The 24,382-nt window shown below is 73.7% G+C and carries 24 protein-coding genes; 10 read left to right on the forward strand and 14 right to left on the reverse strand.

Going from position 1 to position 24,382, the window contains the following annotated elements; genetic code table 11:
- Nucleotides 1–79: 79 nt before the first annotated feature.
- The 5 genes from ABZ234_RS27785 to ABZ234_RS27805 all read right to left on the reverse strand — a co-directional run bounded on the left by ABZ234_RS27785 (nucleotide 80) and on the right by ABZ234_RS27805 (nucleotide 5,624).
- Nucleotides 80–949: an alpha/beta hydrolase gene (locus ABZ234_RS27785; protein ID WP_355013983.1), complete on the reverse strand. Its 870-nt coding sequence runs from the start codon at nucleotides 947–949 to the stop codon at nucleotides 80–82.
- Nucleotides 946–1,422 carry a MarR family transcriptional regulator gene (locus ABZ234_RS27790; protein WP_267950018.1) on the reverse strand — a complete coding sequence of 159 codons (477 nt, stop codon included), beginning with the start codon at nucleotides 1,420–1,422 and terminating at the stop codon, nucleotides 946–948. The genes ABZ234_RS27785 and ABZ234_RS27790 overlap by 4 nt, the downstream gene beginning before the upstream one ends.
- Nucleotides 1,423–1,580: 158 nt before the next feature.
- A complete protein-coding gene (locus ABZ234_RS27795) occupies nucleotides 1,581–2,408 on the reverse strand; it encodes a lipase family protein (RefSeq protein ID WP_355013984.1) in 828 nt (275 codons plus the stop codon).
- 323 nt (nucleotides 2,409–2,731) lie between these two features.
- Nucleotides 2,732–3,745 (reverse strand): NAD(P)/FAD-dependent oxidoreductase, encoded by a 1,014-nt coding sequence (locus tag ABZ234_RS27800; RefSeq protein WP_355013985.1) that lies wholly within the window; start codon nucleotides 3,743–3,745, stop codon nucleotides 2,732–2,734.
- A 139-nt stretch (nucleotides 3,746–3,884) separates the two neighbouring features.
- The gene (locus ABZ234_RS27805; protein ID WP_355013986.1) at nucleotides 3,885–5,624 is read right to left on the reverse strand and encodes a serine/threonine-protein kinase; all 1,740 of its coding nucleotides are present in this window, start codon (nucleotides 5,622–5,624) and stop codon (nucleotides 3,885–3,887) included.
- A 329-nt stretch (nucleotides 5,625–5,953) separates the two neighbouring features.
- Here ABZ234_RS27805 and ABZ234_RS27810 point away from each other — a divergent pair, with 329 nt between their 5' ends.
- The 6 genes from ABZ234_RS27810 (at nucleotide 5,954) to ABZ234_RS27835 (ending at nucleotide 11,125) form a co-directional block, all read left to right on the forward strand.
- A complete protein-coding gene (locus tag ABZ234_RS27810) occupies nucleotides 5,954–6,754 on the forward strand; it encodes a VanZ family protein (RefSeq protein WP_355013987.1) in 801 nt (266 codons plus the stop codon).
- A gap of 135 nt (nucleotides 6,755–6,889) precedes the next feature.
- Nucleotides 6,890–7,828 (forward strand): metal ABC transporter substrate-binding protein, encoded by a 939-nt coding sequence (locus ABZ234_RS27815; RefSeq protein ID WP_267950014.1) that lies wholly within the window; start codon nucleotides 6,890–6,892, stop codon nucleotides 7,826–7,828.
- Between the two features lie 5 nt (nucleotides 7,829–7,833).
- Complete coding sequence (locus ABZ234_RS27820; protein WP_355013988.1) at nucleotides 7,834–8,607, forward strand: metal ABC transporter ATP-binding protein; 774 nt, start codon at nucleotides 7,834–7,836, stop codon at nucleotides 8,605–8,607.
- On the forward strand, nucleotides 8,595–9,497 hold the full coding sequence (locus ABZ234_RS27825) for a metal ABC transporter permease (RefSeq protein WP_267950012.1): 903 nt from the start codon (nucleotides 8,595–8,597) through the stop codon (nucleotides 9,495–9,497). The genes ABZ234_RS27820 and ABZ234_RS27825 overlap by 13 nt, the downstream gene beginning before the upstream one ends.
- A 57-nt stretch (nucleotides 9,498–9,554) precedes the next feature.
- Complete coding sequence (locus ABZ234_RS27830; RefSeq protein ID WP_355013989.1) at nucleotides 9,555–10,538, forward strand: RNA polymerase subunit sigma-70; 984 nt, start codon at nucleotides 9,555–9,557, stop codon at nucleotides 10,536–10,538.
- A gap of 143 nt (nucleotides 10,539–10,681) precedes the next feature.
- On the forward strand, nucleotides 10,682–11,125 hold the full coding sequence (locus tag ABZ234_RS27835) for a hypothetical protein (protein WP_355013990.1): 444 nt from the start codon (nucleotides 10,682–10,684) through the stop codon (nucleotides 11,123–11,125).
- A 106-nt stretch (nucleotides 11,126–11,231) separates the two neighbouring features.
- On the opposite strand, the gene ABZ234_RS27840 is transcribed toward ABZ234_RS27835, so the two are convergent.
- Nucleotides 11,232–11,846 carry a TetR/AcrR family transcriptional regulator gene (locus ABZ234_RS27840; protein WP_267950009.1) on the reverse strand — a complete coding sequence of 205 codons (615 nt, stop codon included), beginning with the start codon at nucleotides 11,844–11,846 and terminating at the stop codon, nucleotides 11,232–11,234.
- A gap of 107 nt (nucleotides 11,847–11,953) precedes the next feature.
- On the opposite strand from ABZ234_RS27840, the gene ABZ234_RS27845 reads away from it, so the two are divergent.
- Nucleotides 11,954–12,586, forward strand: coding sequence for an NAD(P)H-dependent oxidoreductase (locus ABZ234_RS27845; protein ID WP_355013991.1), 633 nt, complete (start codon nucleotides 11,954–11,956; stop codon nucleotides 12,584–12,586).
- A gap of 321 nt (nucleotides 12,587–12,907) precedes the next feature.
- Here ABZ234_RS27845 and ABZ234_RS27850 read toward each other — a convergent pair whose 3' ends face one another.
- Entirely contained in the window at nucleotides 12,908–13,537 is a 630-nt protein-coding gene (locus tag ABZ234_RS27850; protein WP_355013992.1) for a CGNR zinc finger domain-containing protein, read from the reverse strand.
- Between the two features lie 119 nt (nucleotides 13,538–13,656).
- On the opposite strand from ABZ234_RS27850, the gene ABZ234_RS27855 reads away from it, so the two are divergent.
- Nucleotides 13,657–14,400 (forward strand): metallophosphoesterase, encoded by a 744-nt coding sequence (locus ABZ234_RS27855; RefSeq protein WP_267950006.1) that lies wholly within the window; start codon nucleotides 13,657–13,659, stop codon nucleotides 14,398–14,400.
- A 153-nt stretch (nucleotides 14,401–14,553) separates the two neighbouring features.
- On the opposite strand, the gene corA is transcribed toward ABZ234_RS27855, so the two are convergent.
- Both corA and ABZ234_RS27865 read right to left on the reverse strand, forming a co-directional pair.
- Nucleotides 14,554–15,528 (reverse strand): magnesium/cobalt transporter CorA, encoded by a 975-nt coding sequence (gene corA / locus ABZ234_RS27860; protein WP_267950005.1) that lies wholly within the window; start codon nucleotides 15,526–15,528, stop codon nucleotides 14,554–14,556.
- Between the two features lie 183 nt (nucleotides 15,529–15,711).
- Nucleotides 15,712–16,518: a thioesterase family protein gene (locus ABZ234_RS27865; protein WP_355013993.1), complete on the reverse strand. Its 807-nt coding sequence runs from the start codon at nucleotides 16,516–16,518 to the stop codon at nucleotides 15,712–15,714.
- Between the two features lie 150 nt (nucleotides 16,519–16,668).
- Here ABZ234_RS27865 and ABZ234_RS27870 point away from each other — a divergent pair, with 150 nt between their 5' ends.
- Nucleotides 16,669–17,445, forward strand: coding sequence for a MerR family transcriptional regulator (locus tag ABZ234_RS27870; RefSeq protein WP_355013994.1), 777 nt, complete (start codon nucleotides 16,669–16,671; stop codon nucleotides 17,443–17,445).
- Between the two features lie 211 nt (nucleotides 17,446–17,656).
- On the opposite strand, the gene ABZ234_RS27875 is transcribed toward ABZ234_RS27870, so the two are convergent.
- From ABZ234_RS27875 to ABZ234_RS27895, 5 genes are all read right to left on the reverse strand, one after another.
- Nucleotides 17,657–18,211: a hypothetical protein gene (locus ABZ234_RS27875; protein WP_355013995.1), complete on the reverse strand. Its 555-nt coding sequence runs from the start codon at nucleotides 18,209–18,211 to the stop codon at nucleotides 17,657–17,659.
- A complete protein-coding gene (locus ABZ234_RS27880) occupies nucleotides 18,208–18,963 on the reverse strand; it encodes an ABC transporter ATP-binding protein (RefSeq protein ID WP_355013996.1) in 756 nt (251 codons plus the stop codon). The genes ABZ234_RS27875 and ABZ234_RS27880 overlap by 4 nt, the downstream gene beginning before the upstream one ends.
- A gap of 9 nt (nucleotides 18,964–18,972) precedes the next feature.
- Nucleotides 18,973–19,851: an alpha/beta fold hydrolase gene (locus tag ABZ234_RS27885; RefSeq protein ID WP_355013997.1), complete on the reverse strand. Its 879-nt coding sequence runs from the start codon at nucleotides 19,849–19,851 to the stop codon at nucleotides 18,973–18,975.
- Between the two features lie 3 nt (nucleotides 19,852–19,854).
- A complete protein-coding gene (locus tag ABZ234_RS27890) occupies nucleotides 19,855–22,527 on the reverse strand; it encodes an AAA family ATPase (RefSeq protein WP_355013998.1) in 2,673 nt (890 codons plus the stop codon).
- Nucleotides 22,528–22,710: 183 nt separating this feature from the next.
- Entirely contained in the window at nucleotides 22,711–23,205 is a 495-nt protein-coding gene (locus ABZ234_RS27895) for a hypothetical protein (protein WP_355013999.1), read from the reverse strand.
- Nucleotides 23,206–23,394: 189 nt separating this feature from the next.
- Here ABZ234_RS27895 and ABZ234_RS27900 point away from each other — a divergent pair, with 189 nt between their 5' ends.
- Nucleotides 23,395–24,321, forward strand: a complete 927-nt coding sequence (locus ABZ234_RS27900) for an MBL fold metallo-hydrolase (protein WP_355014000.1) — start codon at nucleotides 23,395–23,397, stop codon at nucleotides 24,319–24,321.
- Nucleotides 24,322–24,382 lie beyond the last annotated feature (61 nt).

Consider the following 24,382-nt stretch of genomic DNA (forward strand, 5'->3'; position numbering starts at 1 on the left):
CGTCCCCCCCCCCCCCCCCCCACCGGGCCCTGGGACCGCGGCGGCCCCGGGCGTTCGCCCGGGGCCGCAAGCGGCGGGGTCAGGTTCCGGACTCGGCCAGGAACTCCCTGACCAGGGCGTTGACCCGGTCGGGTGACTGGCGGTTGAGCCAGTGCCCGTTGCCCTCCAGGAGTTCCAGACGGGCGCCGGGCACGCGGCGGGCCGCCTCGACGGTCCGCGCCGGGCGGACGCCGACGTCCTTGTCACCCTGGATGAACAGGGTGGGGCACGAGATCTCGCCCAGGCGCGGGCGCAGGTCCACCCTCATCCGCCAGGGGCCGATGGAGGCGTTCTGCCAGTCGGAGGACCCGACCCCGCTGACACGGATCTCCTCCATGACCTCGTCCACGACGGAGTCCAGGTCCGCGACCGGGCCGGCGAACAGGGCCCGCAGCACGAAGCGCTCCACCCCCTCCCGGGTGCGGAACATCCGCTCGGGCAGCGTGCGGTTGAGGAACCTGCTCCGCGCGGTGAGCCACAGCAGCTGGTGCACACCGGGCGGGAAGGCGATGACCCCCGCGGGAGCCATGGCCACGAGCCTCTCGACCCGTTCGGGACGGTCGATGGCGTAGGACAGGGCCAGCGCACCGCCCTGGGACAGGCCGACGAGCGCCACCCGGTCCAGGCCGAACCGGTCCAGGACGTGGGTGACGACGTCTGTCAGGGCTGCGTGGTCGGCGAGGCCGTTCCACGGCCTGCTGTGTCCCTGCTTGGGCCAGTCGGGGGCGAACACCCGGTGCTCGGCCGCCAGGACCGGGAGGAGGTGGCGCCAGCTGAGCAGGGCGTTGTCCTGCCCGGCTCCGCTCAGCAGGACCACGGGGGCGCCGTGCTCGCCCGCGGTCACCACGCTCAGCCGCCCCTCGGGGCGGTCGAGGGCGATGCGCTCGAAGGGGGTCGGGGTCGGGGTCATCGGTCGTGGTCCTCCTGTTCGTCCCGCCAGCGCCGGAGCACCGCGGGGAGTTCGGCCTCCAGGAAGCCGTAGAGCCGGTTGACGTTGGCCAGGCGCTCGCGCCGCTGCGGGGCGGAGCCCTCCAGTGCCCTGAGCCCCCGCTCGGTGACCTCACGGAACCCCGCGGCCTGGGCGTAGCGGCGCTCCAGCATCCGGCTCCAGCCGTCGGCGGCGATGCGGAGGTACTCCTGTCGCTCTCCGCGGCGGCGTACCCCCTCGACCAGTCCGCTGGGGGTGAGGAGCCGGGCCGCGGTGCTGATGGAGCTGCGGCTGACCTGGAGCGCCTCGGCGATCTGGGCGGCGCTCTGCTCGGGCGGGTCGCTGATCAGCAGCCATCCGATGACGCGGCCGGAGATCAGGGGCAGGCCCTCGCGGGCGAAGAAGCCCGCGACGTCGTCGACGAAGGCCAGTTCGTCCTCGGTGGGTTCGCTCATGGCCTCACGTTACAGTCATTGCAGCAATTACTGCAATGACTGTAACGTGAGAGCGTGCGTACCCACGCCCCTGCCGCCCCGTGGGCCCGGCCCCGCGGCACGGCAGGGGCGGCTCCCGCCGGGGCCGTCGCGGTACGGGGGGACGGCCCCGGCGCGCCTCAGCGGCCGGCCGCCTCCAGGCACGCGATGTAGGCGTCGATGAAGTGGTCGGTGATCCCGTCGGCGTCGGGCCTGAAGGCGGCCGCGTCCAGGGCGTAGCCCCTGGCCCTGTCCGAGACCCTGCCGAGCAGCCCCGGCGCCTTGGCGTGCAGGCGACCGTCGGCGTCGAAGTAGCGCTCCTCGGCCACGTGTGTGTACAGCGGCCCCGGGGGCACCTGGGCGACGACGTCGTTGTTGTTGACGAAGCGGTGGGTGCGCCCCCTGAGCGCCTCGTCGTAGGCCACGGCGAGTTCGCGGTCGCAGGTGCGGGGCTGTCCGAAGGTGTAGACCCCGTCCGCCAACAGTGACGGGGGCTCGAAGTGCAGGCGTGCGGCGGCGAGCACGGCCAGCGCGCCGCCCAGGCTGTGGCCGGTGAACCACAGGGACTGCCCGGCGGTGCGGAACTCCTCGACGGCCCCGCGCAGTTCCGTGTACACGGCGTCCACGGCGGTACTGAACCCCCAGTGCGCCCGGCCCCGCCGGGAGGAGTGCCGGACCAGGGGGGCCTTGCCGTCGGAGAGCCAGTCCATGATCTGGGTGGGTTCGGTCCCGCGGAAGGCCGTGACGACCATGTCGTCGCCGGCCATGGTGAAGCCCTGGGTGTGGTCCAGGGCGAAGGGGGGCGCAAAGTCGGCCTCGAAGAAGCGGAAGCGGTCGAACCCCCACTCGGCGGCCTGGCGCCGCGCGGTGTCCGGATCGGCGTAGGCGAGTTTGGCCGCGTGCGCCAGGCACAGGGCGTGCGGCACCCGGTAGCCGGTGGTGGTGTGGTCGAAGACGACCGTCGTCATCGTGTGGGCTCCCTGGGGCGTGGCGGCGCGGGCGCGGCCACGGCCGGGTCCGCGCCGCGCGGGGAGGGCGCCCTCGTCGGGCGCCCTCCCCGCAGTGGTCGGCGCTGCGTGCTGATCGTTTCCGCGCGGCACGCGTTCCCAACCTCCCGTGCGGAATGTCGCCCCCGGGAAGGGGGCGCACCGGGACCGGTCAGGAGAAAGCGCCCCGGCCGCGATGCGGTATCGGCCGCATCGAAACGGCCCCCTCGGTCGGGTCCGAGCCCGCCCGTCCCCGGGGCGCGGACGCCGCCGCTCCCCGGCCGCTCACGGCCCGTGGCCGCCCGTCACCTCGGGCCCGCACCCGCCTCGACCCCGGCCGAGAAGGGGTCCCGGGCCTCGACCGCGAGGCGGGTCTCCTCGGTCACGAGGTCCATGTTGATCTGGGCCCCCGCGCCCGCGCCCGCCGCGGCCGAGGATCCGACCTGGGCGGACGGATCGGTCACGTTGCCCGCCACCCACACCCCGGGAACGCTCGTGCGCCCCGTGGGCTCGGCGGGGACGTACGTGCCGACCCCCATCGGGTGCTCCTCGGTCCGGAGCCCCAGGTCCGCGAGGAAGCCGGCGCGCGCCACCATCCGGGAGGAGACCGCCACGGCCTCACGGCCCACGACCTTGCCGTCGGCCAGCCGCACCCCCGTGAGGCGGTCCTCCTCGACCTCCAGGGCGGCCACCTCTCCGTCGACCACACAGATCCCGCGGGCGGCGAACTGCTCCGACTGCTCATCAGTCAGCGGCTGCGCGGTGTGGGAGAAGTACGTGACGTCCGCGCTCCACTGGCGGAACAGCAGCGCCTGGTGCACCGACATCGGCCCGACCGCCAGCACGCCGATGGCACGGTCGCGGATCTCCCAGCCGTGGCAGTACGGGCAGTGGACCACGTCTCTGCCCCAGCGCTCCCGCAGACCGGGGATCCCGGGGAGCTCGTCCACCAGGCCCGTGGTCACGAGCAGTCGGCGCGCCCGCACCGTCCGTCCGTCGGCGAGCGCCACCGCGAACCCGTCGCCCTCGCGGGCGACCGAGTCGACCCGGCCGGGCACCACGTGGCCGCCGTAGCGGCGCACGTCCGCCCGTCCCCGCTCCAGCAGATCGGCGGGCGCCGTCCCGTCCAGGGCCAGCAGCCCGTGCACCGCGTCGGCCGGGGCGTTGCGCGGCTCTCCCGCGTCGACCACCACCACCGACCGGCGCGCCCGCGCCAGCATCAGGGCGCCGCTCAGACCGGCCGCGCCGCCTCCGACGACGACCACGTCATAGCTGTTCTCCAACTGTTCGGCCACCATGACCACCTCCACGACCACCATGCGCGCACACCGGCCAGAACCACAAGTTCTATTGCCGTTGTGGCAAAAAATGCGCGGGCGGCGTCCCGGTCCGGGGAAGGGGGGGAAGGGTGGTGCCGGTCCGGCCGCGCGGACGGAGGACCGCCGGCCGGGGCAGGGGTCAGGAGGGCTCGAAGGAGTCCAGTGACTCGGCGCGCAGGTCGGCCTGGTCGTTCCACGAGACCGCGGGGGTCACCCAGGCGACCGTGTAGTGCACGCCGGGCGCCACCGCGATGTTGCGGGACAACAGGCGCCGCTCCTGGCCGTCGCCGTTCCAGGTGAACTCCCACTCGGCGACCGAGTGGAACCCGCTGCCGGCGGTGGCGTCCTCCAGCCGCACCCGCTCGTAGCCGGGCATGCGCCCCGACTCCTGGACGCCCTGCTCCAGCCCGGCGACGTGCTGGTACTCGTCGTCGGTGGGGTGCTCGGCCATGTCGACCTGGAGGTAGCTGCCGTCGTGGGGGGAGTCGTAGAAGACACTGGTCCCCGCGGTCCTGCGGATCCACCCGTCGGGCACCCCGATCCCGAAGCCCTGGTCCTCCTCGGTCCAGGTCGTCCCGTTCCCGGTGACGGACTCCCCTCCGCCCGCCTCCGGTTCGCCGTCCCCCTCCTGCTCGGAGGGCTCGCCGGTGGCGTCCGCCGCGCCGCCGTCCGCCTCGGAGCCCTGCTCCTCGCCGGAGGCGGCCGCGGTGGGGTCGGGCTCCCCGCCCCACGGGTCGAGCGCGACCAGGAGGGAGGCGGCCGCGACCAGCGCGGACAGCCCCAGGGTGAGCACCACGAACGGCCAGGACAGCCGCCCTCCGCTCCGCGGCGCCTTCGCCATCGGGACCGTCGGGCCGGGAGGGGGCCCGTGCGGCGGCGCGACCGGACGCGTCGGCTGCGCCGGGGGCGGCGCGAACGCGGCCGGGGGAGCCTGCGGGGCGGTCCCGAACCCGGTCGGGAGCGGCGCCGGCGCGGGTAGCGGCCCCGAGGGTGTGGGGCCCGCCGCGGAGGAGGTGAGGGCGGGGGAGGCCGTGAAACCCGTGCCGACGACGGCGCCGACCGCCTCGGCGGACAGCAGTTCCCGGCACCGGTCGGCGTCGATCCGCCTGGCCGGGTCCTTCACGAGGAGCCCCCGCACGGCCTGGCCCAGCGGCCCCCGCCCCAGGACGTCCGGCGGCTCCACGGAGGTGACGGCGTGCAGCGTCGCGGGGATGCCCTCCCGCCGGAAGGGCGAGACCCCGGTGGCCGTGTGGTACAGGGTCGCGCCGAGCGACCACAGGTCGCTCGCGGGGCTGGCCGGGCCCGTGCCCAGGCGCTCGGGGGCCAGGTAGGCGGGGGAGCCGAGCACCCCGGCCGTCTGGGTGACCGAGGCGGTGTCGGCGATGGTGGCGATCCCGAAGTCGGTGAGCACCACCCGCCCGGAGTCGGTCACCATCACGTTCTCGGGCTTGACGTCGCGGTGGGTGATGCCCTGCCCGTGCGCGGTGGTCAGGGCGCTGAGCAGGTCCAGGCCCCATGCCGCGGCCTCCCGGTGGTCGCGGGGGCCGTCGTCGCGGACCAGGGCGTGCAGGGAGCGCCCGGTGAGGAACTCCATGACGATCCACGGCCGCCCGTCGTCCTCGACGATGTCGTGCACGGTGACGATGTTGGGGTGGCCGCCCATCGCCGCGGCCTGCGCCTCGCGCCTGGCCCGGGCCGCCGTGCGCCCGCGTTCGGTCTCGTCCTGCCCCGGAGCCAGAAAGATCTCCTTGACGGCCACGGCGCGGTTGAGCCGTATGTCGTGCGCGCGCCAGACCCGTCCCATGCCGCCCCGGCCGATCTCGGCCAGCAGTCGGTAGCGCTCGCGCAGCGTGCGGTGCGGATCGGCGTCGGACCCCATCGGTCTCCCTCGTGGTACGGGGTCTGGCGACCTCGTGGACATCGGGGCGCGCGAGGGGCGCGGGACAGGGGCTTCCGCGCGTGCCGGGCGACCAGTCTAGTGAGACGGACCCGTACCGCCGAACCGAGCCGGGAGGCTCCGCGCCCCCGCCTCCGGCCTTCCGAAAAAATGTCGGTGCGAAGAGTTCCAGTTCACGCGCCCGCGGGGTCACCGAGAATGCGCATTCCCGCCCGCGAACCACTCCTCCTGTGAAACAGGGGCCCCGGTGGCATGTAATCTCCTGAACGTTCTGCCCGGCTTCACCGAAAAATCATAGGAGTGCCGTCCGAATGTGGAGAGTTCTGTTCTATGTCACGCCGCTGACGTTGTCCGTGGCGATTCTGCTGCTCTTCGCGCTCTCCCTCGTGCTCGCGGCCGCCGCGGCCCGCTCACAGGGCGCGTTCCCCCGGCACACGCGAAAGTTACTGGCGGCGACGGCGTCCGTCTACGTGCTGGTCCTGGTGATGCCGTTCTCCGGCGGCTCCCCGTCCGACCCCGGCCGATACGTCCACTGGAACCCCCTCGGCTTCGTGAACGAGCTCGCGATGAACGAAGCCGCGGAGGAGAGCTTCGGCCAGTACCTCTCCGACGGCACCGTCGCCCACTACAGCCCCGATCAGCTCACCGACCAGGAGAAAGAGGAGCTGCGGGGGGCGAACCCGGCCGACTTCTACGTCCACGGCGACCCCGATCGCGGTCTCTCCGTGGTCGACGGCGAGGGAAATGCGGTCACGCACGCCCAGGAGAACCTCGTCCTCACGGAACTCTCCGAGGGAATCGAGGCGGCGGGCGAGCCCGTGCAGTCCGCGGCCCTGATCCTCGAGGAAAAGGCCATGAACGCGCTCCTTTTCGTCCCCCTGGGAATCCTGGCCTTCTTCGCCTTCTCCCCGTGGTGGGCCCGCCTGTTGTTCGGGCCGGCCCTTTCCGTGTCCGTCGAAACGCTTCAGTGGGCCGTGGGGGCGGACCGGGTCGCCGACACCGGGGACGTCCTCGCCAATTCCGCGGGATTCCTCGTCGGCGCCGGAATGGCCGCGGTATCTGCGGTGCTCCTCGCGCGACTTCCCAGGAAATCGGGAAGTCCGGTCGTGTGACCGGACCGGGCTCCCCGGGGCCCCGCCGTCCCCGCCGACGGAGCCCCGGATCCCGACACCCGCCCGGGGGCCGGCGCCGAGCGCCGACCCCGGGACCGTGGCTCAGTTCGGCAGTGTTGTGATAAAAAGTTAGGTGTGCCGAACTCTAGAGGTTGGTCCCCTTCAACATCCTGGTCGAGGGTGATCCCCGCCGCCGGGCTGGCCCTCGCCCTGCCCCTCACCGCCTGCTCCGCCGAGGCCGGCCAGACGCGGGACGACACACGGCCCCTGGTCCTGACCACGTTCACGGTCCTGGCCGACATGGTCGGCAACGTCGCGGGCGACCGGGTCGAGGTCGCCTCCCTCACCCGCCCCGGGGCCGAGATCCACGGCTACGAGCCCACCCCCGACGACCTCGTCCGGGGCCAGGACGCCGACCTGATCATGGAGAACGGCCTCGGTCTGGAGGCCTGGTTCCAGCAGTTCACCGAGCGCGTGGAGGCGCCCACCGCCCTGCTCAGCGAGGGCATCGAGACCATCCCCATCTCCTCGGGGGAGTACGAGGGCGAACCCAACCCCCACGCCTGGATGTCACCCGACAACGCCCTGGTCTACGTGGACAACATCCGTGACGCCCTCACCGAGCTGGACCCCGACGGCGAGGCCGCCTACGCCGAGGCCGCGGAGTCCTACAAGGCGGAGATCTCCGAGGTCGGCGACTACCTGGACACCGAGCTCGCCGAGGTCCCGGAGGACGCCCGCGCCCTGGTGACCTGCGAGGGCGCCTTCTCCTACCTCGCCCGCGACGCGGGGCTGAGCGAGCGCTACCTGTGGCCGGTCAACGCCGAGACCGAGGGCACCCCCCAGCAGATCGCCTCCGTGACCGGCTTCGTCCGCGACAACGGCGTGCCCACCGTGTTCTGCGAGAGCACCGTCAACGACGGCACCCAGCGGTCCGTGGCCCGCGAGACCGGCGCCGAGATGGGCGGCACCCTCTATGTGGACTCCCTGTCGGAGGCCGACGGCCCCGTCCCCACCTACCTCGACCTGCTCCGGCACGACGCCGAGACGATCGTCGCCGGGCTGAGGGGGTGAGCGCCGTGTCCGCCTCCACCACGTCCTCCCCGGCGGTCCCCGCCATCGAGGTCTCCGGCGCCACCGTGCGCTACGGCGACGTCCTCGCCCTGGACGACGTCTCCCTGGAGGTCGCCCCGGGCCGTGTCTGCGGACTGCTCGGCACCAACGGCTCGGGCAAGTCCACCCTGTTCAAGACGGTCCTCGGGCTGGTCCCCGCCGACCACGGCCGCGTACGCGTCCTCGGCCGTACCAGCGCCGACGCGCGCAGGGCCGGAGCGGTGGGCTACGTGCCCCAGTCCGAACAGGTCGACTGGGCCTTCCCGGTGCGCGTACGCGACGTGGTGATGATGGGCCGCTACGGGCACATGGGGCGCCGCCGCCGGGTCCGGGCCGCCGACCGCGAGGCGGTCGAGCACGCCCTGGAGCGCACCCACCTGTCCGACCTCGCCGACCGCCAGATCGGGGCCCTCTCCGGCGGCCAGCGCAAACGCGCCTTCGTCGCCCGCGCCATCGCCCAGGGCGCCGCCGTGCTACTCCTCGACGAGCCCTTCGCGGGGGTCGACAAGCGCTCGGAGGCCACCATCGTCGAACTGCTCCGCGCGCTGCGCGGGGAGGGGCACACCCTGCTGGTCTCCACCCACGACCTCGCCCAGGTGCCCGTGCTGTGCGACGAGGCGGTCCTGCTCCAGCGCCGCGTCATCGCCCACGGCGCACCGGCCGAGGTCCTGCGCCCGGAGGTCCTCATGGAGGCCTTCGGCATCCACTCCGACGAGGAGGGCCCCGTATGGACGCGCTGATCACCGGCCTCACCGAGTGGTTCACGGTCCCCCTGCAGTTCGAGTTCGTCCGGCGCGCCCTGCTGGTAAGCGTGGTCGCCGGGGTCGTCTGCGCGGTCCTGTCCTGCTGGATGACGCTCGTGGGGTGGTCGCTGATGGGCGACGCCGTCTCCCACGCCGTCCTTCCCGGGGTGGTGCTGTCCTTCATGTTCGGCCTGCCCTTCGCGGTGGGCGCCCTGGTGTTCGGCGCCGGGTCCGTCGCCCTGATCGGGGTGGTCAACCGCACCTCCCGGGTCAAGGAGGACGCCGTCATCGGCGTCGTGTTCACCGCCATGTTCGCCCTGGGCCTGGTGCTCGTCTCACGGGTGCCCAGCCAGACCGACCTCGGCCACATCCTGTTCGGCAACGTGCTCGGGGTTTCCGACACCGACATCTGGCAGGTGCTGGTCCTGGCCGCCGTGGTCCTGGCCGTGGTCTGGTACAAGCACCGCGACCTCACCCTGTACGCCTTCGACCCCGTCCACGCGCACGCCCTGGGCATCAACCCGCGCCTGCTGGAGACCCTGCTGCTGGGCCTGCTCTCGGTCACCGTCGTCGTGGCGCTGCAAGCGGTCGGGATCATCCTGGTGGTGGCCATGGTGATCATCCCCGGGGCCACCGCCTACCTGCTCACCGACCGGTTCGAGCGCATGCTGCTCATCTCGGCGTCGATCGCGGTGGCGGCGGCGGTGGCCGGTGTGTTCACCAGCTTCCACCTCAACGTGTCCACCGGCGGATCGATCGTCCTCGCCCAGGCGGCGGCGTTCACCCTGGCCTACCTCCTCTCGCCCCGGCAGGGCGTGCTCCGGCGCGGGCTCTCCGCCCGCCGCCGCCGGGCCCGCGGCCGCTCCTCCGTCACCGCCGCCCCCTAGGATTCGGTGGGCGCCGGCGGCGGGCCGGAAGCGCCGGGCGAGGGGTGGTCGGGACGCATGGCCGAGAACAGCGTGGTGGACGACGAGGCCGCCTTCTCCGCACTGGCCGAACGCCACCGGCACGAACTCCGCGTGCACTGCTACCGGATGCTCGGCTCCTTCACCGAGGCCGAGGACATGGTGCAGGAGACACTGCTCAAGGCCTGGAGCCGCCGCTCCACCTTCGAGGGGCGCTCCACGTTCCGGGCGTGGCTGTACAAGATCGCCACCAACACCTGCCTGGACGCCCTCGACCGGCGCCGCACCCGGGACCGGCCCGTGGCGAAGGGCACGGGGGCCTCGCCCTTCTCCGAGGTCCCCTGGCTCCAGCCGTACCCGGACGAGCTCCTGGACCGGGCCGCGCCGCCCGAGGGGGAGCCGGAGGCGGCGGCCATCGCCCGCGAGACCGTCGAACTGGCCTTCCTCGCCGCCATCCAGCACCTGCCGCCCCGCCAGCGGGCCGTCCTCATCCTGCGCGACGTCCTCGGCCGGCCCGCCGAGGAGACCGCGAGCACCCTGGAGGTGTCGGTCCCGGCGGTCAAGAGCGCCCTTCAGCGCGCCCGGGCGACCCTGCGCGCGGTCCTTCCCCGGCACAGGGCGGACTGGGGTCCGGTCACGGCCCCCAGCGAGGAGGAGCGCGCCGTCCTGCGCCGCTACGTGGAGGCCTCCCGGGACGCCGACCCTGACGGGCTCGCCGCCCTGCTGCGCGAGGACGCGCGCCAGACGATGCCCCCCGCGTCGCTGGTCTACGAGGGCCGCGAGGCCATCCTGGACCTGTGGCGCCCGGTGCTCTCCGGGAACCGGGCCTGGGGTGAGTGGATCGCGGTTCCCGTGTCCGCCAACCGCAGCCCCGCCGCCGCCAACTACGTGCGCATGCCGGGGGAGGCGGTCCATGCCGCCGTCAACCTCGACGTGCTGCGGATCGAGGGCGGCCTCGTCGCGGAGATCACCACGTTCGGCCCCGAGACCCTGCCCGCGTTCGGGCTCCCGCCCACCCTCTGACCCGGGGGAACGCGCTCCGGCGCGGCCGCGTGCGGAAAATTCGCCCGGGCGCCGATTCCTTCTCCCTCCCGGTCCGGTCGTACGGGTGGGGCAGACGCGGCGGCACCGTGCCGCCGCGCGCCCGACACGGAAGAGGACACGACATGAGCGCGTACGAGCAGGACCCCGCCGGCCCCGACGCCGCCCTGACCGCACTGGACCGCCTCGTGGGCGCCTGGAGGGTGACCGGCGGGGCCGAGGGCACCGTCGTCTACCGCTGGATGGAGGGTCGGTACTTCCTCCTCCAGGACGTCGACCTCGTCCAGGACGGCAAGAGGGTCACCGGCCTGGAGGTCATCGGGAGGGAGCGGGCCTTCGGGGCCGAGCGGCCCGGCGAGGACATCCGGTCGCGCTTCTACGACAGCCTGGGCAACACCTTCGACTACGTCTACGAACTGGCCGGGGACACCCTCACCATCTGGGCGGGGGAGAAGGGGTCGCCCGCCCGCTACACGGGCGTCTTCAGCGCCGACGGGACCACCGTGACCGGCCCGTGGACCTACCCGGGCGGCGGCGGCTACGACTCCACGATGGTCCGCGCCGGCTGAGCCGCGGAACGGGCCGGGACCGGACGGGGCGGGAGTGCTGCGCCGAGGAGCTCCCCCTCCCGGCCCGGGGACGCGGGGGAGGGCGCCGGCCGGCGCCCCGGAGCGGTCAGCCGGGGAGGACGCGTTCGACGAGTTCCTGCCAGCTGTCGGCGAGGGGGTCCTCGGCGTCCGGTTCCGGGGTCCGGGCGATCTCCTCCCTCGACAGGTACAGCATGAGCGGGCCCTCCAGCGCGCTGGTGAGCTGGAGGGCGAGGCCGTCCAGGTGGCGGCGGGGGACGTCCGTCCGGCCGAGCAGCATCCGGAAATGGGGCAGGGTCATGCTGACCTCGCCCATCGGTGCGGGCCGGTTGCGGTCCAGCGCGGCCCTGACGAGGGTGTGGTGGACGAACAGGTAGGCGATGCGGGCGCGCCCGTAGGCGATCAGGCGCTGCTTGGGCGCGGCGCCCGGTCCCAGCGGCGGCGGCCCCGAGAGGACCTGTTCCTGGAACCGCCCCTCGCTGTCGTCCAGGAGGGCGTTGAAGATGCCGGCGCGGCTGCCGAAGCGGCGGAAGACGGTGCCCTTGCCCACACCGGCGCGTTCGGCGAGGGCGTCCATGGTGACCTTCTCCGCGCCGTGCTCGGCGAGCATCGCCCGGGCCGCTTCCAGCAGGATCAGGCGGTTGCGCGCCGCGTCCGCGCGTTCGGGACGCGGTTTTCCGAAGGGCACGAGAGGGGCGTTCACAGGAAGGAAACTACACCACGTTCGCTAAGCGGGGTAAAGTCCGCTTATGCTGTGGCCACGGTCCGCACCGCGCGGACCCCTGCCGCCCTTCTGCAGAAACGGACCCCATGAACCTGTTCCGACTGGACGCCAGCATCCTCCCGAGCACCTCCGTGAGCTCCGAGATCGCCGACCGCGCCGAGGCCGAGTGGACCGCCGCCAACCCCGGGGGCACCGTGACCCGCCGCCACCTGGGCACCGACCCGCTGCCCTCCGACGCCTGGACCCTGGCCACCACGGCCGGCTTCGCGGCCGAGCCCGACCGCACCCCGGCCCAGCGCGGGGCGCTCGACCTGGCCGCGACGCTGGGCGCCGAGCTGGAGGGCGCCGACGCCGTGATCCTGGCCGTGCCGCTCTACAACTTCGGCGTCTCCCAGCACTTCAAGGCCTGGTCGGACCTGGTGATCGCGGGCGTGGGCGCCACCACCCCGCTGCTCAAGGGCACCCCGACCCTGCTGGTCACCACCCTCGGCGGCGGCTACGGACCGGGCACGCCCCGGGAGGGCTGGGACCACTCCACCCCCTACCTGGAGCGCGTCGTGGGTGACATCTGGCAGGCCGAGCTGACCCTGGTCAAGTGCGAGCTCACCCTCGCCGCCACGACGCCGGCGATGGAGGGGCTGAGGGAGATGGCCGCGCAGCAGCGCGCCGAGGCCCTGGACGCCGCCCGTGACGCCGGGCGCGCGCTCGCCCGGGCCTGAACCGGTGGAGCCGCTGTCCGCGGACAGGGTCACGCGGACAGCGGCTCGGCGGACGCACGGGTTCGGTGGCAGGTGCTCGGGCGGGGCGTCGGGGTCCGCCGCCCCCGACACCACCGCCCCGACGCGGCCCGCACGGACGCGCGCATGCCCGGGAGGGGCCGGCCGCGCCCCGCGCTGTCGCGGCCCGGGCCGCTGCGCCGCCGACTGCGGCCCCGGTGGCGACCGCCCCCCGATGCGGACGAGGACGTGTCGGGCTCGCCCGAGGCCGGGGGCGGGCGGGTTCGCCCTCGAAACCCCCGGGCCCGACGCCCCGGTGGAGCCCTAGGACTCCACGACGCTCCGGAGCGGCCGGGCCGCGGAGCGGGCCACGACCTGGCGCTCGTAGTGGCGGGCGGCCCTGGCCCGGTTGCCGCAGGCGGTCCCGCACCACTGCTGGCGGCCGTGGGCCTGCACGAAGTAGCGCACGCAGCGCGGCGCGGTGCAGGCCCGCAGCCGCTCCCGGTCGGGGCCGTGCAGGAGGGCGATGGCGGCGCGGGCCAGCGCCGCCACCACCCGTGTGTCGCAGGCTCCCCCGCCGGACCGGAGTTCGACCACGGGCACGTCGCCCTCGTCCCAGCGCAGCCGCGGCACGACGGGCTCCCTGGCGGCCGCGGAGTTGAGCCGCTCCAGGGCCTGCTCGGCGGGCAGGAGCCGGTGGGCGTCGGCGGGACTGGGCGGCCCCGGGCGCACGGCCCGGGCGAGCAGCGCCCTGACGGCGCCGCGCAGCGCCAGGACCTGGTCCCGCAGGTCCTCGTCGGCGCCGGAGCCGAGGACCTGCGCCCCGGGCAGGAGGTCCGCCACCGACGCCAGCCACCGCGCGGTGTCCGGAACGGTGTCCAGGTCGTCCGCGACGCCCCCCGAGCCGTCGTGGCGGATCGTGCTGGCCAGTTCGAGCGCCAGATGGCGTTGCATGGATTCCCCGTCCTCGTCCCGTTTGCCCGTCGCCTTGCCCACGAGCTAACGTTCTAACGCTTAAGGCTAACTTATCCGTTAGAAGTGCGGGGCGGGAACGTGCCCGCGAGAGGACGACCATGACGGTTCTGCTCGCCCACATCAGTGACCTGCACCTGGACGGGACCGACCGCGCCACCGAGCGCGCCACCCGGACGGTGGACTACCTGCGCGGACTCTCCCAGGCCCCCGACGCCCTCCTGGTCAGCGGCGACATCGCCGACCACGGCGCACGCGAGGAGTACGCGGAGGCGGCCGGCCTGCTGGACCTGCCCTTCCCGGTGCTGAGCTGCCCGGGCAACCACGACGACCGCGCGGCCTACCGCGAGGTGCTGCTGGGAGAACCCGCATCGGGCGAACCCGTCAACCGGGTGCACCACGTGGCGGGCGCGGCCGTGCTGGCCTGCGACTCCACGGTCCCCGGCGAGGACGGCGGCCACCTCGACGCGGCCACCCTGGTCTGGATCAACGACACGCTGAACGAGCTGCCCGGCGACACCCCCGCGCTGCTGGCCCTGCACCACCCGCCGGTGCGCGTCCACCACCCGCTGCCCGACTCCATGCGCCTGGACAACGCCGACGACCTCGCCGGACTCCTGGCCGCCCACCCCCGGGTGGCCGGGATCCTGGTCGGGCACGCGCACACCGGCGGGGCGACGACCTTCGCCGGACGGCCCCTGCTGCTGGCGCCCGGGGTGACGTGGACCCTGCGCATGCCGTGGGAGGGCGAGCCCGCCTTCAACCGCGACCAGCCGCCCGGCGTGGCCTTCCACGTCCTGGAGGAGGACCACCGGCTGACCACCCACTTCCGCGCGGTGGTCTGAACGCACGGCCGCACGGTGCGCCCGGCCCCGACGGGGCAGGGCCGGGCGGCCCTCGCGGGAACCGCCCCCTCGCCCCGGCGGAAGCGCGCGCGGCCGGGGACGCCCGCCGGAGCCCGGCTCCGGCGAAGGCGCGCCCCGGCCGCGCGCCGTCCCCTACAGCCAGCCGTTCTTGCGGAGCTGGCGGTACGCCAGCGCCGAGGCCCCGACCATCACGCCCATGATGATGGGGTAGCCGAAGAGCCAGTGCAGCTCGGGCATGTGGTCGAAGTTCATCCCGTAGAACCCCGCGATCATGGTGGGGATCGCGATGACGGCCGCCCAGGAGGAGATCTTGCGGACGTCCTCGTTCTGCTGCTTGCCCAGGAGGGCCAGGTGCGCGGTGAGCGCGCTGGTGAGCAGTTCGTTGTGGTCGTCCACCTGGTCGTCCACCCGCAGCAGGTGGTCCAGGACGTCGCGGAAGTACTCCTTGGTCTCCTCGAACCGGGGGATCCTCCCCTTGGAGACCTCCTCCAGGACCGGGATGAGCGGGCTCTCGGCGCTCCGGAACTCCAGGACCTCGCGTTTGAGGTGGTGGATGTCCTCGGTGACGTCGCCGCCGCGCGGCTGGAAGACCGCCCGCTCCAGTTCGATGATGTCGGACTCGATCTTGTGGACCACCGTGCCGTAGTGGTCGACGACCTCGTCGCACACGCCGTACAGCACGGCGGCGGGTCCCGCGGACAGCAGTTCGGGGTCGGCCTCCAGCCGTGCGCGGACCCTGCCCAGGGGGTTCCCCGTGCCGTGCCGGACGCTGACCACGAAGTCGGCGCCGACGAACAGCATGGCCTCGCCGACCTCCACGTCGGAGGTGTCCTCGTGGTAGGCCAGCGTCTTGACCACGACGAAGACGGTGTCGTCGTAGCGCTCCAGTTTGGGACGCTGGTGGGCGGTGAGGGCGTCCTCGACCGCCAGGGGGTGGAGGGAGAGCTCCTCCTCGATGAGGGCGAACTCCTCCGGGGTGGGCTCGTGGAGCCCGATCCACACGAAGCAGTCGTCCTGGTCACGGCGGGCCTCGTCGAAGGCGTCGCTGATGTCGCCGTCGATGTCCTGCCGCCGACCGGCGTGGTAGATCGCCTTGTCTATGATCACGGAGCCCAATTATGGGTGCATTGTCGCGCTCCCAGAACCCGTTCGGAGCAGCGGAACCCGCGCCCCCGCACAGGATGCCGAGCCGCGGTGGACGCGCTCGCGGACCCGCTGGTGGTCATGGTCAGGGGGTCGGATCGTGGTGCCGGCCCCCTGACCGGTGGGGACCCGCGGGCCCCGGGACCCTCAGAGGAGCATGGCGAGCTGGCGGGCCTGGGCGACGAGGACGCCCTCGCTGTCCCAGATCTCCATGTCCTCCTCGTGCAGGCCCCCGGAGACGTGCTTGGTGAACACCCGGCAGGCGAGCCAGCCGGGGGCGGGGCGGGCGCGCACGTGCACGCTCAGCTCGACGGTGATGGTGCTGAACTCGCCGATCTCCAGCACCGCCGGTACGGCGAAGTCCACCATGGCGGGCAGGGAGTGGACGTCGGCGGGGCGCCCGTCGGCGAAGCGCATCCAGAACTCGACGTATGGGCGCCCGTCCTTCTTCCCGTCCAGCCATCCGGGGCGCGCGGGGTAGCGGTACTCGACGCTGTGGGCGATGGTCAGGCCCTCGGGCGCGTCGAACTCCGCGGGCACCGGGCACTCCTCCGGCGCGGGGAGCAGCGGCGGCCCCTCCAGGTGCAGGACGCGCCCCTCCGCCGTCAGGTCGCCGTAGGTGGCCGTGGCGCGCAGGACCTCCTTGCCGCTCTGCTCCAGGACGACCTGGCCGGTGGCGGTGCGGCGGCCCTCGCGGATGGTCTCGGTGCGGACCTCGGCCCCGCCCGGGGCGGCGGGGCGCAGGAAGAACGCGGAGACCACGAGGGGGTCGGGCTGGCTCATCCCCTGGGCCAGCGCGTTGAGCGCCGTGCCCAGGACGTAGCCGCCGTTGGGGTGCGAGGTGAAGGTGGTCCACCCGTCGGTGAGGGTGGCGGTGAACTCGCCGTCGCTCCGCTTCTCGACGCGGGTGTCCCGGTCGAACTGGAAGCCCTCGGTGGTGTCGTCAAGGCTCATCCCCCAAGGTTACCGGCGGGTAGTAGCGCTGCGTGTGCCCGGGACCGCCCTCCCGGGCCCCTTCTCCCAGGGAAAGGGCTTGACCCTCTCGCTACGTCAGCCCCTACCGTCGTGGACACGTCACCACCAGCGGCGGAAGCGGGAAACACCATGGGCCACACCGTCGGCGAGGCCGCCCGGATCAGCGGGCAGACCGTCCGCACCCTGCACCACTACGACACCATCGGGCTCCTCGTCCCCGCCGAACGCACCGCGTCCGGCTACCGCAGCTACAGCGAGCGGGACCTGGAGCGGCTCCGGCAGATCCTCACCTACCGGGAACTGGGCTTCGGGTTGGACCGGATAGCCGAGCTGCTCGACGACCCCGCCGCCGACACCCGCGCCCACCTGGTCCGGCAGCACGCGCTGGTGGCCGAACGCATCGACCGCCTGCGCACCATGGCGCGGGCGCTGGAACGCCTGATGGAGGCCGACACCATGCGACTCGATCTCACTCCCGAGGAACGCCTCGAACTCTTCGGAGACTTCGACGTCGACGCCCGCGCCGAGGAGGCCCGCGAACGCTGGGGCTCCTGCAACCCCGAGGCGTTCGACCGGTCCTCGCGCGATGTCAGCGGCTACACCAAGGCCGACTGGCTGCGGAGCCAGGCCGAGGCCGCCGAGATCTACCGGGCCCTGGCCCGCGCCATGGACGAGGGGGTGCCCGCCGACAGCGGGACCGCCGCCGACCTGGCCGAGCGGCACCGCGATCACATCACCCGCTGGTTCTACGACTGCACCGTCGAGATCCATCGGGGGCTGGGGCAGCTGTATGCGGACGACGAGCGGTTCACCGCCACCGTCGACGCCCACGGCCAGGGGCTGAGCGTCTACCTGCGCGACGCCTTCGCCGCCAACGCCGCCCGCCGCGGCGCGGACGGGGGCTGAACACGCCGGGGAACCGTCCGGAGGCCGCACGGTCCGGTGCGGCCCCCGGGCCCGGTCGTCCGAAGGCGGTCCGCCGAGTGTCCCCGGTCGGCCGGTCGGATTCCGCCCCTGCAGGCCCGTCCCGGTCTTCCCACCTCCCGTACGCGGCTGGTGACGCGTTCGTCGACGACACACGAACAGCGAGGGCGACCGCGTCGGCGGCGCGGGCCGGTCAGCTCCTCGTCCGGGCGGCTGCGCGCAGAACCGCGGTGCCGCGGGTGGCCATCGCCTCCAGCAGGCCGGTACCGCGCTGCTGGAGCAGGCCGACGGTGAGCAGGGGTATCACGCCCACGACGACGGCCACGAGAACCGCGGCGAGGAAGCTTCCCCACCACGGACCGCCGACGACGCCGGGCAGAACGGCGGCCAGCACCACCAGCGACGACAGGCACGCCAGCGTGAACAGCGGGCCGACGCCCAGCAGTTCGGTCCACGATAGCGCCCGCGCCAGCCGCCGCGGCCGGAGCGGATATCCGCGCAACCACTCGTGGGAGATGACCGACGGCTCATGGCGGGGCTGGGCCATCGGCCCGAACAGCCACATGCCGCCCCACACCGTGAGCGCCACGGCGATCCAGCCCTCGTGGATCACGCCATGGGTGGCCGAGGACGCGCCCGCGATCACCAGGGCGGCCAGAATCAGTCCGGTGACCAGGCTGAAAACGCGCTCGTCGTGCGGGCCGTTGCGGAACAGGCGCAGCTTGAGCGCGAACAAGGCGCGCGTCATGACAGCCATTCCAGCGGGCGCACCGGATCTGCGCCCACCAGCTCGAGGAACCGCTCGTTCAGCGTCGAGTCCCCGGCCACTCGCTCCACCGGCCCCTCGACCAGCACCCGGCCACCGACCACCACCGCGACCCGCCGGCAATTGCGCTCGACGAAGTCCATGATGTGGCTCGACAGGACCACCGTGCCGCCGGCGTCGACGTACTGCTTGAGCACATGCTCGATGGAGCGGGCAGAGACCGGGTCGATCGCCTCGAACGGCTCGTCCAGTACGAGTGCCCGGGGCCGGTGCAGCAGTGCCAGAGCAAGACCGATCTTCTTGCGCATACCTGTGGAGTACTCCACGATCAGCGTGCGTGGAACCGCGTCGAGTCCGAGGATCTCCAGCAGGTCGTCCGCCCGCGCCCGCCAGCCGTCGTCCAGGCCGCGCAGCGCCGCGCTGTAGCGCAGGATCTCGGCGGCGGTCAGTCGCTCGGGCAAGGACAGCCCGTCCATCATGACGCCGAGCTGCGCGAGCGCGGCCTCCCTCGCGGTGCGCAGATCATGACCGGCGACCCTGACCGTGCCTGCGGTCGGACGGCGCAGCCCGCACACAGCCGTCAGGATGGTGGTCTTACCGGCGCCGTTTGGCCCCACGATGCCGTAGAACATCCCCGGCGGGATGCTCAGGCTGAGCCGGTCGACGGCGAGCGCGGTGCTGAAGCGCTGAGTCAGGTCCGCCACTTCGATGGCGGGGACGCAGGGGTTCTGCAACAGACTTCCTCACTCGGCCGTGTGCGTGAGGATCGCGTCGGCCAGTTCCTGGTGGGTCTCCAGTGGCAGCGTGTGCCCCATGCCCGCCACGGTCATCAGCCGGGCCCCCGGGATCTGCTCGGCGATGAACGCGCCGTGACCCGGTTTGACCGGCTCGTGGCTGCCCTCGACGACCAGCGTGGGCGCCTGCACCCGGTGCAGCGCGTCCACCGGCTCGAAGTCGGGGCCGGCCCCCGCGGCCAGCCGGTGGTTGGCCGCCGCCGACAGGTCGCGCGCCCGGTCGTAGACGCGTTCCTGAAGCCGGCGCGCCGCGTCCTCGTCGAACGGCAGTCCGGTGCCGTGCAGCACGCGCTGCTCGGCGATCATGCCGTCGATCAGGGTGCGGCGGTCCTGGGCGGGCGGGGAGGCCATCAGCGTGCGGAAGAATTCCACGAACTCCGGCTCCGGCGCAGGCAGGCTGCCCTCGGACTGCGGCTGACCGGTCAGCGCCCGCACGAGCACCTGGCTCTCGCCGCCGCCGAGCGGCGAGGAGGCGATGACGGTCAGCGACCGCACCCGCTCCGGCGCCTCCACGGCGATGAGCTGACTGAGCAGCCCGCCCGCTGAATGGCCCACCAGGTGGGCGCTCTCCAGGCCGTGGGCCGCCAGCACGCGGTAGACGTCGTTCTTGATGTCGTTCCAGGTGTACGGCGCGGTCGCAAAGTCGACGGTGCCCGACATACCGGTGTCACGGTGGTCGTACCGGATCACCCGGCGGCCTCCGGCGGCCAGGCGGCCGACGAACTCGTCCGGCCACAGGATGCCCTGCGACATCGAACCCATGATCAACAGGATCGGCGCGTCCGTCTCGGCGCCGAACCCCTCACTCCAGATGGTCACGTTCTGCATGCCTCACAGCATGTCGTCCCCTGCCACGGGGGCCTTCCGTAGAACTACCAGCCGCGCCAGATCCGTACGGGAGCCGATGCCCAGCTTCGGATAGATCTTGTACAGGTGGTACTCGACCGTACGAGGACTCAGGAAGAGCCGGGCGGCGATCTGCTTGCTCGACAACCCGTCGGCGACCAGGCCCGCGATGCGCAGTTCCTGCGGGGTCAGCACGTCGAGCACGCCGGGGGACGGGGCGCCGCCGTACTCGCCCGCCGCCCGCAGCTCCTCCTGTGCGCGCCGCGCCCATGGCCGGGCGCCGGCCTGCTCGAACACCTCCCACGCCGTCCGCAGGTGCGCTCGCGCCCGGCCCGGATGCTGCGCGCGGCGCAGGCGCTCGCCCAGCAGCAGCGCCGTCCTGGCCGCCTCGAACGGGTTGGTGTGCAGCCGCAGCGCCTCCCCGAAAGCCTCCTCGTCCGCTTCGGCCAAACCCCGGCAGCGGGCCAGCAGCGCGCGCGACTCCGGCGTCACGGCGTGCTCGGTCGACCGCTCGTAGGCCGAGAGCGCGGCTCGGGCACCGGTCTCGTCGCCCGCGCCCACCGCGGCCTCGATCAGGTCAGGCATGGTCCGCCAGGCCACGGTCGGATGTCCCGTGCCCGGCCCCGCCACCGCGAGGACCCGGAAGCGGTCGCGCGCCGACGCGTAGCGGCCCAGGCACAACTCGAGCATCGCCTGCGCGTAGGAGGCCACCCCCGCGCTCAGCCCCACCCGGTGCGGCAGGGCGATGGCCAGCGCCTCACGGGCCTGCCGTTCGCAGGATTCCTCCTCGCCGCGCAGAGCCGCCAGCACCGCCAGATTGGCCAGGTGCGCGGCCACCGTGTTCTCGTACCCTGCCTCCCGCGCCAGCGCCAGGCCCTCCTCGGAGACGGCCCGGCTGTGCGCGAGCCGCCCCGCGAGGCGGTCGGCGGTCGCCACGAACCCCAGCACGACGGGAAGTTGTCCGGCCATCCCCGACACCCTGGCCACTCGCCCGGCCCGCTCGGCCATCCCGGTCGCCAGGTCCGACTCTCCCAGAGCGCTGGCCGCGGCCGTCGCCCAGAGGCAGCCCACCGCGTCGTCCAGCTCGTCGGCCCGCGCCAGTGCCCGCCGCAGCAGTCCCGGTCCGGCGGCGTCGCCGTCCAGGGTCAGCCCGATACCGGCCACCGTGTCCCGCAGGAACCCCTCGGGGTGCGCCGTCGCCCGTCGGCCGAGCTCGACGACGGCGGCCGTGTCGCCGACGTGGGAGGCCGCTTCCACGGCGTCGGCCAGCATGTCCAGGCTGTCGCCCGCCGCCAGGATCCGCACGGCCTCGGCGGCGTTGCCCGAGTTCAGCTCGAACCGACCGCGGAGCCGGGTGATCTCCATCGCGAGCGTGCTGTCGCCGCCGGCCCCTTCTCGTGCCTCTGCCAGCAGCGACTCGGCCTGTCCCGGCCGACCGGCGAGCCAGGCCGAAACGGCGGCGTCCTTGAGCCGGGCGGCGCGGGCGCGTGGTTCGGGGGTCAGCTCGGCGGCCCTGGTCAGGGCGGTGGCGGCGGCGGCGTACCCGCCACGGTCGCGAGCCCGCCCGGCGACCTCCGCCAGCGCGACGGCGACCGGCTCGGCCTGGCCCAGAGCGGCTCCGGCCAGGTGCCAGGCCCTACGGTCGCCCGCGGTCAGCTCCGCCAGGGCGGCGTGCACGCGGCGGACCTCGGCCGGGGCGGCCGCCTCGTGGACCGCGGATCGCATGAGCGGGTGGCGGAAGCGCACGCCGGTGCCCGACACCCCGGCCAGCCCGCACTCCTCCAGCTCGGCGAAGGCGACCGCCACCGCCTCCGGCCCCGACGCCAGCCGCTCGGCGGCACGCAGGACCACCTCGAGGTCGGTCTCGACTGCGGCGAGCAGGGCGACCAGCCGGGCGGGGGAGGACAACCCGGCCACCCGGTCGCCGTAGAGCCGGGCGCCGCCGGGCAGCGGGTCGGGCAGCGGTTCGCGGTCGGCGAGCTGCGCGGGCGTCAGCCGGGCGGCGATCTCGACCAGGGCCAGGGGGTTCGCCCCGGTCAGCTTGATCAGTTCCCGTCGCACCGGAGCGGCCGGCAGCCCGTGCCGGGACTCCAGCAGCTCGGCCGCAGCGTCCTCGGGCAGGCCGCGCACGTCCACCGTCGACGGCACGCCCTTGACGGGGGCGTCACCGCGGACGGCGAACAACATCGCGATCCGTTCGGTGCCCAGCCGCCTGGCGGCGAACAGCAGCGCGTCGGCCGACGCACGGTCGATCCATTGGAAGTCGTCGACCACGCAGACCAGGCCCTCCGGGCCCGCCGCTTCCACCAGCAACGACAGCACGCCGGCGCCCAGGAGGAAGCGGTCGCCCGTGCCGCCGGAGGCGTGGCCCAAGGCCGCTCGCACGGCGTCGCGTTGCGGCCCGGGCAGCGCGTCGAGCAATCCGGTCACCGGCCACAGCAGCTGGTGCAGCGCCGCGAACGCCAGATCGGACTCGGACTCGACGCCGCCGGTCCGCAGCACCCCCATCCCTTCGATCCGCTCGGCCGCTGCGTCGAGCAGGGCGGTCTTGCCAGCGCCGGCCTCGCCCCGGAGCACCAACGCCCCGCCGCGGCCGTGGCCGGCCCTGGCGATCACTTCGTCGAGCGCGCCGATTTCCACAGATCTTCCGTAAAGCACGAAGACCCACTGTAAAGGAGGGCCGTCGGAACGCGGCAGCGAGAGGTAGTGGGGCCAGCAGGCGTCGAGGCGTTCGTGGAGAAGACCGGCGGCAGGGCCGAGGTGAAGCGGCCGGTCCGTCCTGACGACCGCCCCGGCCTGGGTGCGCTAGGGCTGCGGCCACCGTTCGCGCGCTCGCCCCGGCTACCGAGGGGCGGGCGTCCGAGCACGGTGGCCGCGCAGGTCACGGGCCAGCGGTGAGGGGTGCAGGCGCCGGGTGCGGCGGAGCCGGGCCAGGTCGGCCCGGCACTGGTGGGAGAGCTGGAGGTGGAAGTAGTTGACGTGCTCCAGCACAGCGAACCCCCACAGGGCAGCCCCCGGCCACACGTGCGCGCCGGACGCGCCGGTGGCCAGGGCTCCGGCGATGACGGCGCCGCCCAAGGCGAACAGGACGAGGTTGAGGCGGCCCAGCGTCCGGAAGACGCCGATCCCGGCAGGGCGGGGCGCGCGGACCCTGAGCTGGTGGACCTTGAGCCACCAGTAGGCCCCGCCCTCCAACAGCAGCAGCGCGACCAGGCCGAGCCCGGCCAGGTTGGCGGGGCTCGCGGGCATGCCCAGGACGCCGAGGGCCACCGCCGCGATCAGGACGATGTTGACGTGTTCCAGGAGGGCCGCGTGGCGCAGTCGTCGGATGAGCACGTCCCCATTGTCCTCCGGCCCGGCCCCGGCTCCGCGGGCCGCGGGGGAGGGCCGACCGCCGGATCCCGTGACCGCCGGCCGGGGGCCGCCGGTTCACCGGCGGTCACTCGGCACTTCTCGGCGACGACGCCGGCCCGGAGGGCTTCCCGCGCCGCTCCGACCGGAGGGGCCCTGGTTAGACTCCGCCCCATGAAGGTCCGCCTCGGTCGCCCCGACCTCTCCCGCCGCACCGGCCTCTTCGACCTCCCGGAAGCCGGAGCGGGCCCCGGCCCCTCGGTCACCTTCCTGGGGGTCTCCACGCTCCTCGTGCGGGACGGGGACTCGGCGGTCATGACCGACGGGTTCTTCTCCCGCCCGTCGCTGACCGCCGTGGGCCTGCGGCGCATCGCCCCCGACCCCGCCCGTATCGATGCCGCCCTGGCGCGGGCCGGGGTGACCTCGCTCGACGCCCTGGTCCCCGTGCACACCCACTTCGACCACGCCATGGACTCGGCGGAGGTCGCCCTGCGCACCGGGGCCCGCCTGGTCGGCGGCGCGTCCACCGCCAACATCGGGCGCGGCGGCGGCCTGCCCGAGGACAGGATCGTCCGCGCCGTGCCGGGCGAACCCCTGGTGTACGGCCCGTTCACCCTGACCCCGGTCGAGTCCCGCCACTGCCCGCCCGACCGCTTCCCCGGGGACATCGACGCGCCCGTCACACCCCCGGTCCGGGTCTCCGCGTACCGCTGCGGCGAGGCGTGGTCCCTCCTGCTGCGGCACACCGGCGGCGCCTCCGCGCTGATCCAGGGGAGCGCCGGGTTCGTGCCGGGCGCCCTCGCCGGGCACTCCGCCGACGTGGCCTACCTCGGCGTGGGGCAGCTGGGCAGCCGGGACGACGACTACATCCGGGCCTACTGGCAGGAGACGGTCGGGGCGGTGGGGGCGCGCCGGGCCGTCCTCATCCACTGGGACGACTTCTTCCGGCCGGTCGACAAACCCCTGCGCGCGCTGCCCCGCCCCGCGGACGACCTGGACACCACCATGCGCGTCCTCGGCGGGCTGGCCGCCGAACAGGGGGTCTCCCTGCACTTCCCCACCCTGTGGCGGCGCGAGGACCCCTGGGCGGGCCTTGCCTGAGACCGCGAACGACTGCCGCTCCGGATCCCGCACCGACGCGGACCTCCGCGTCGTGGCAGGA

Origin of the sequence: Nocardiopsis sp. NPDC006198, from assembly GCF_040613895.1 — a bacterium.
Lineage (GTDB): Bacteria > Actinomycetota > Actinomycetes > Streptosporangiales > Streptosporangiaceae > Nocardiopsis > Nocardiopsis tropica.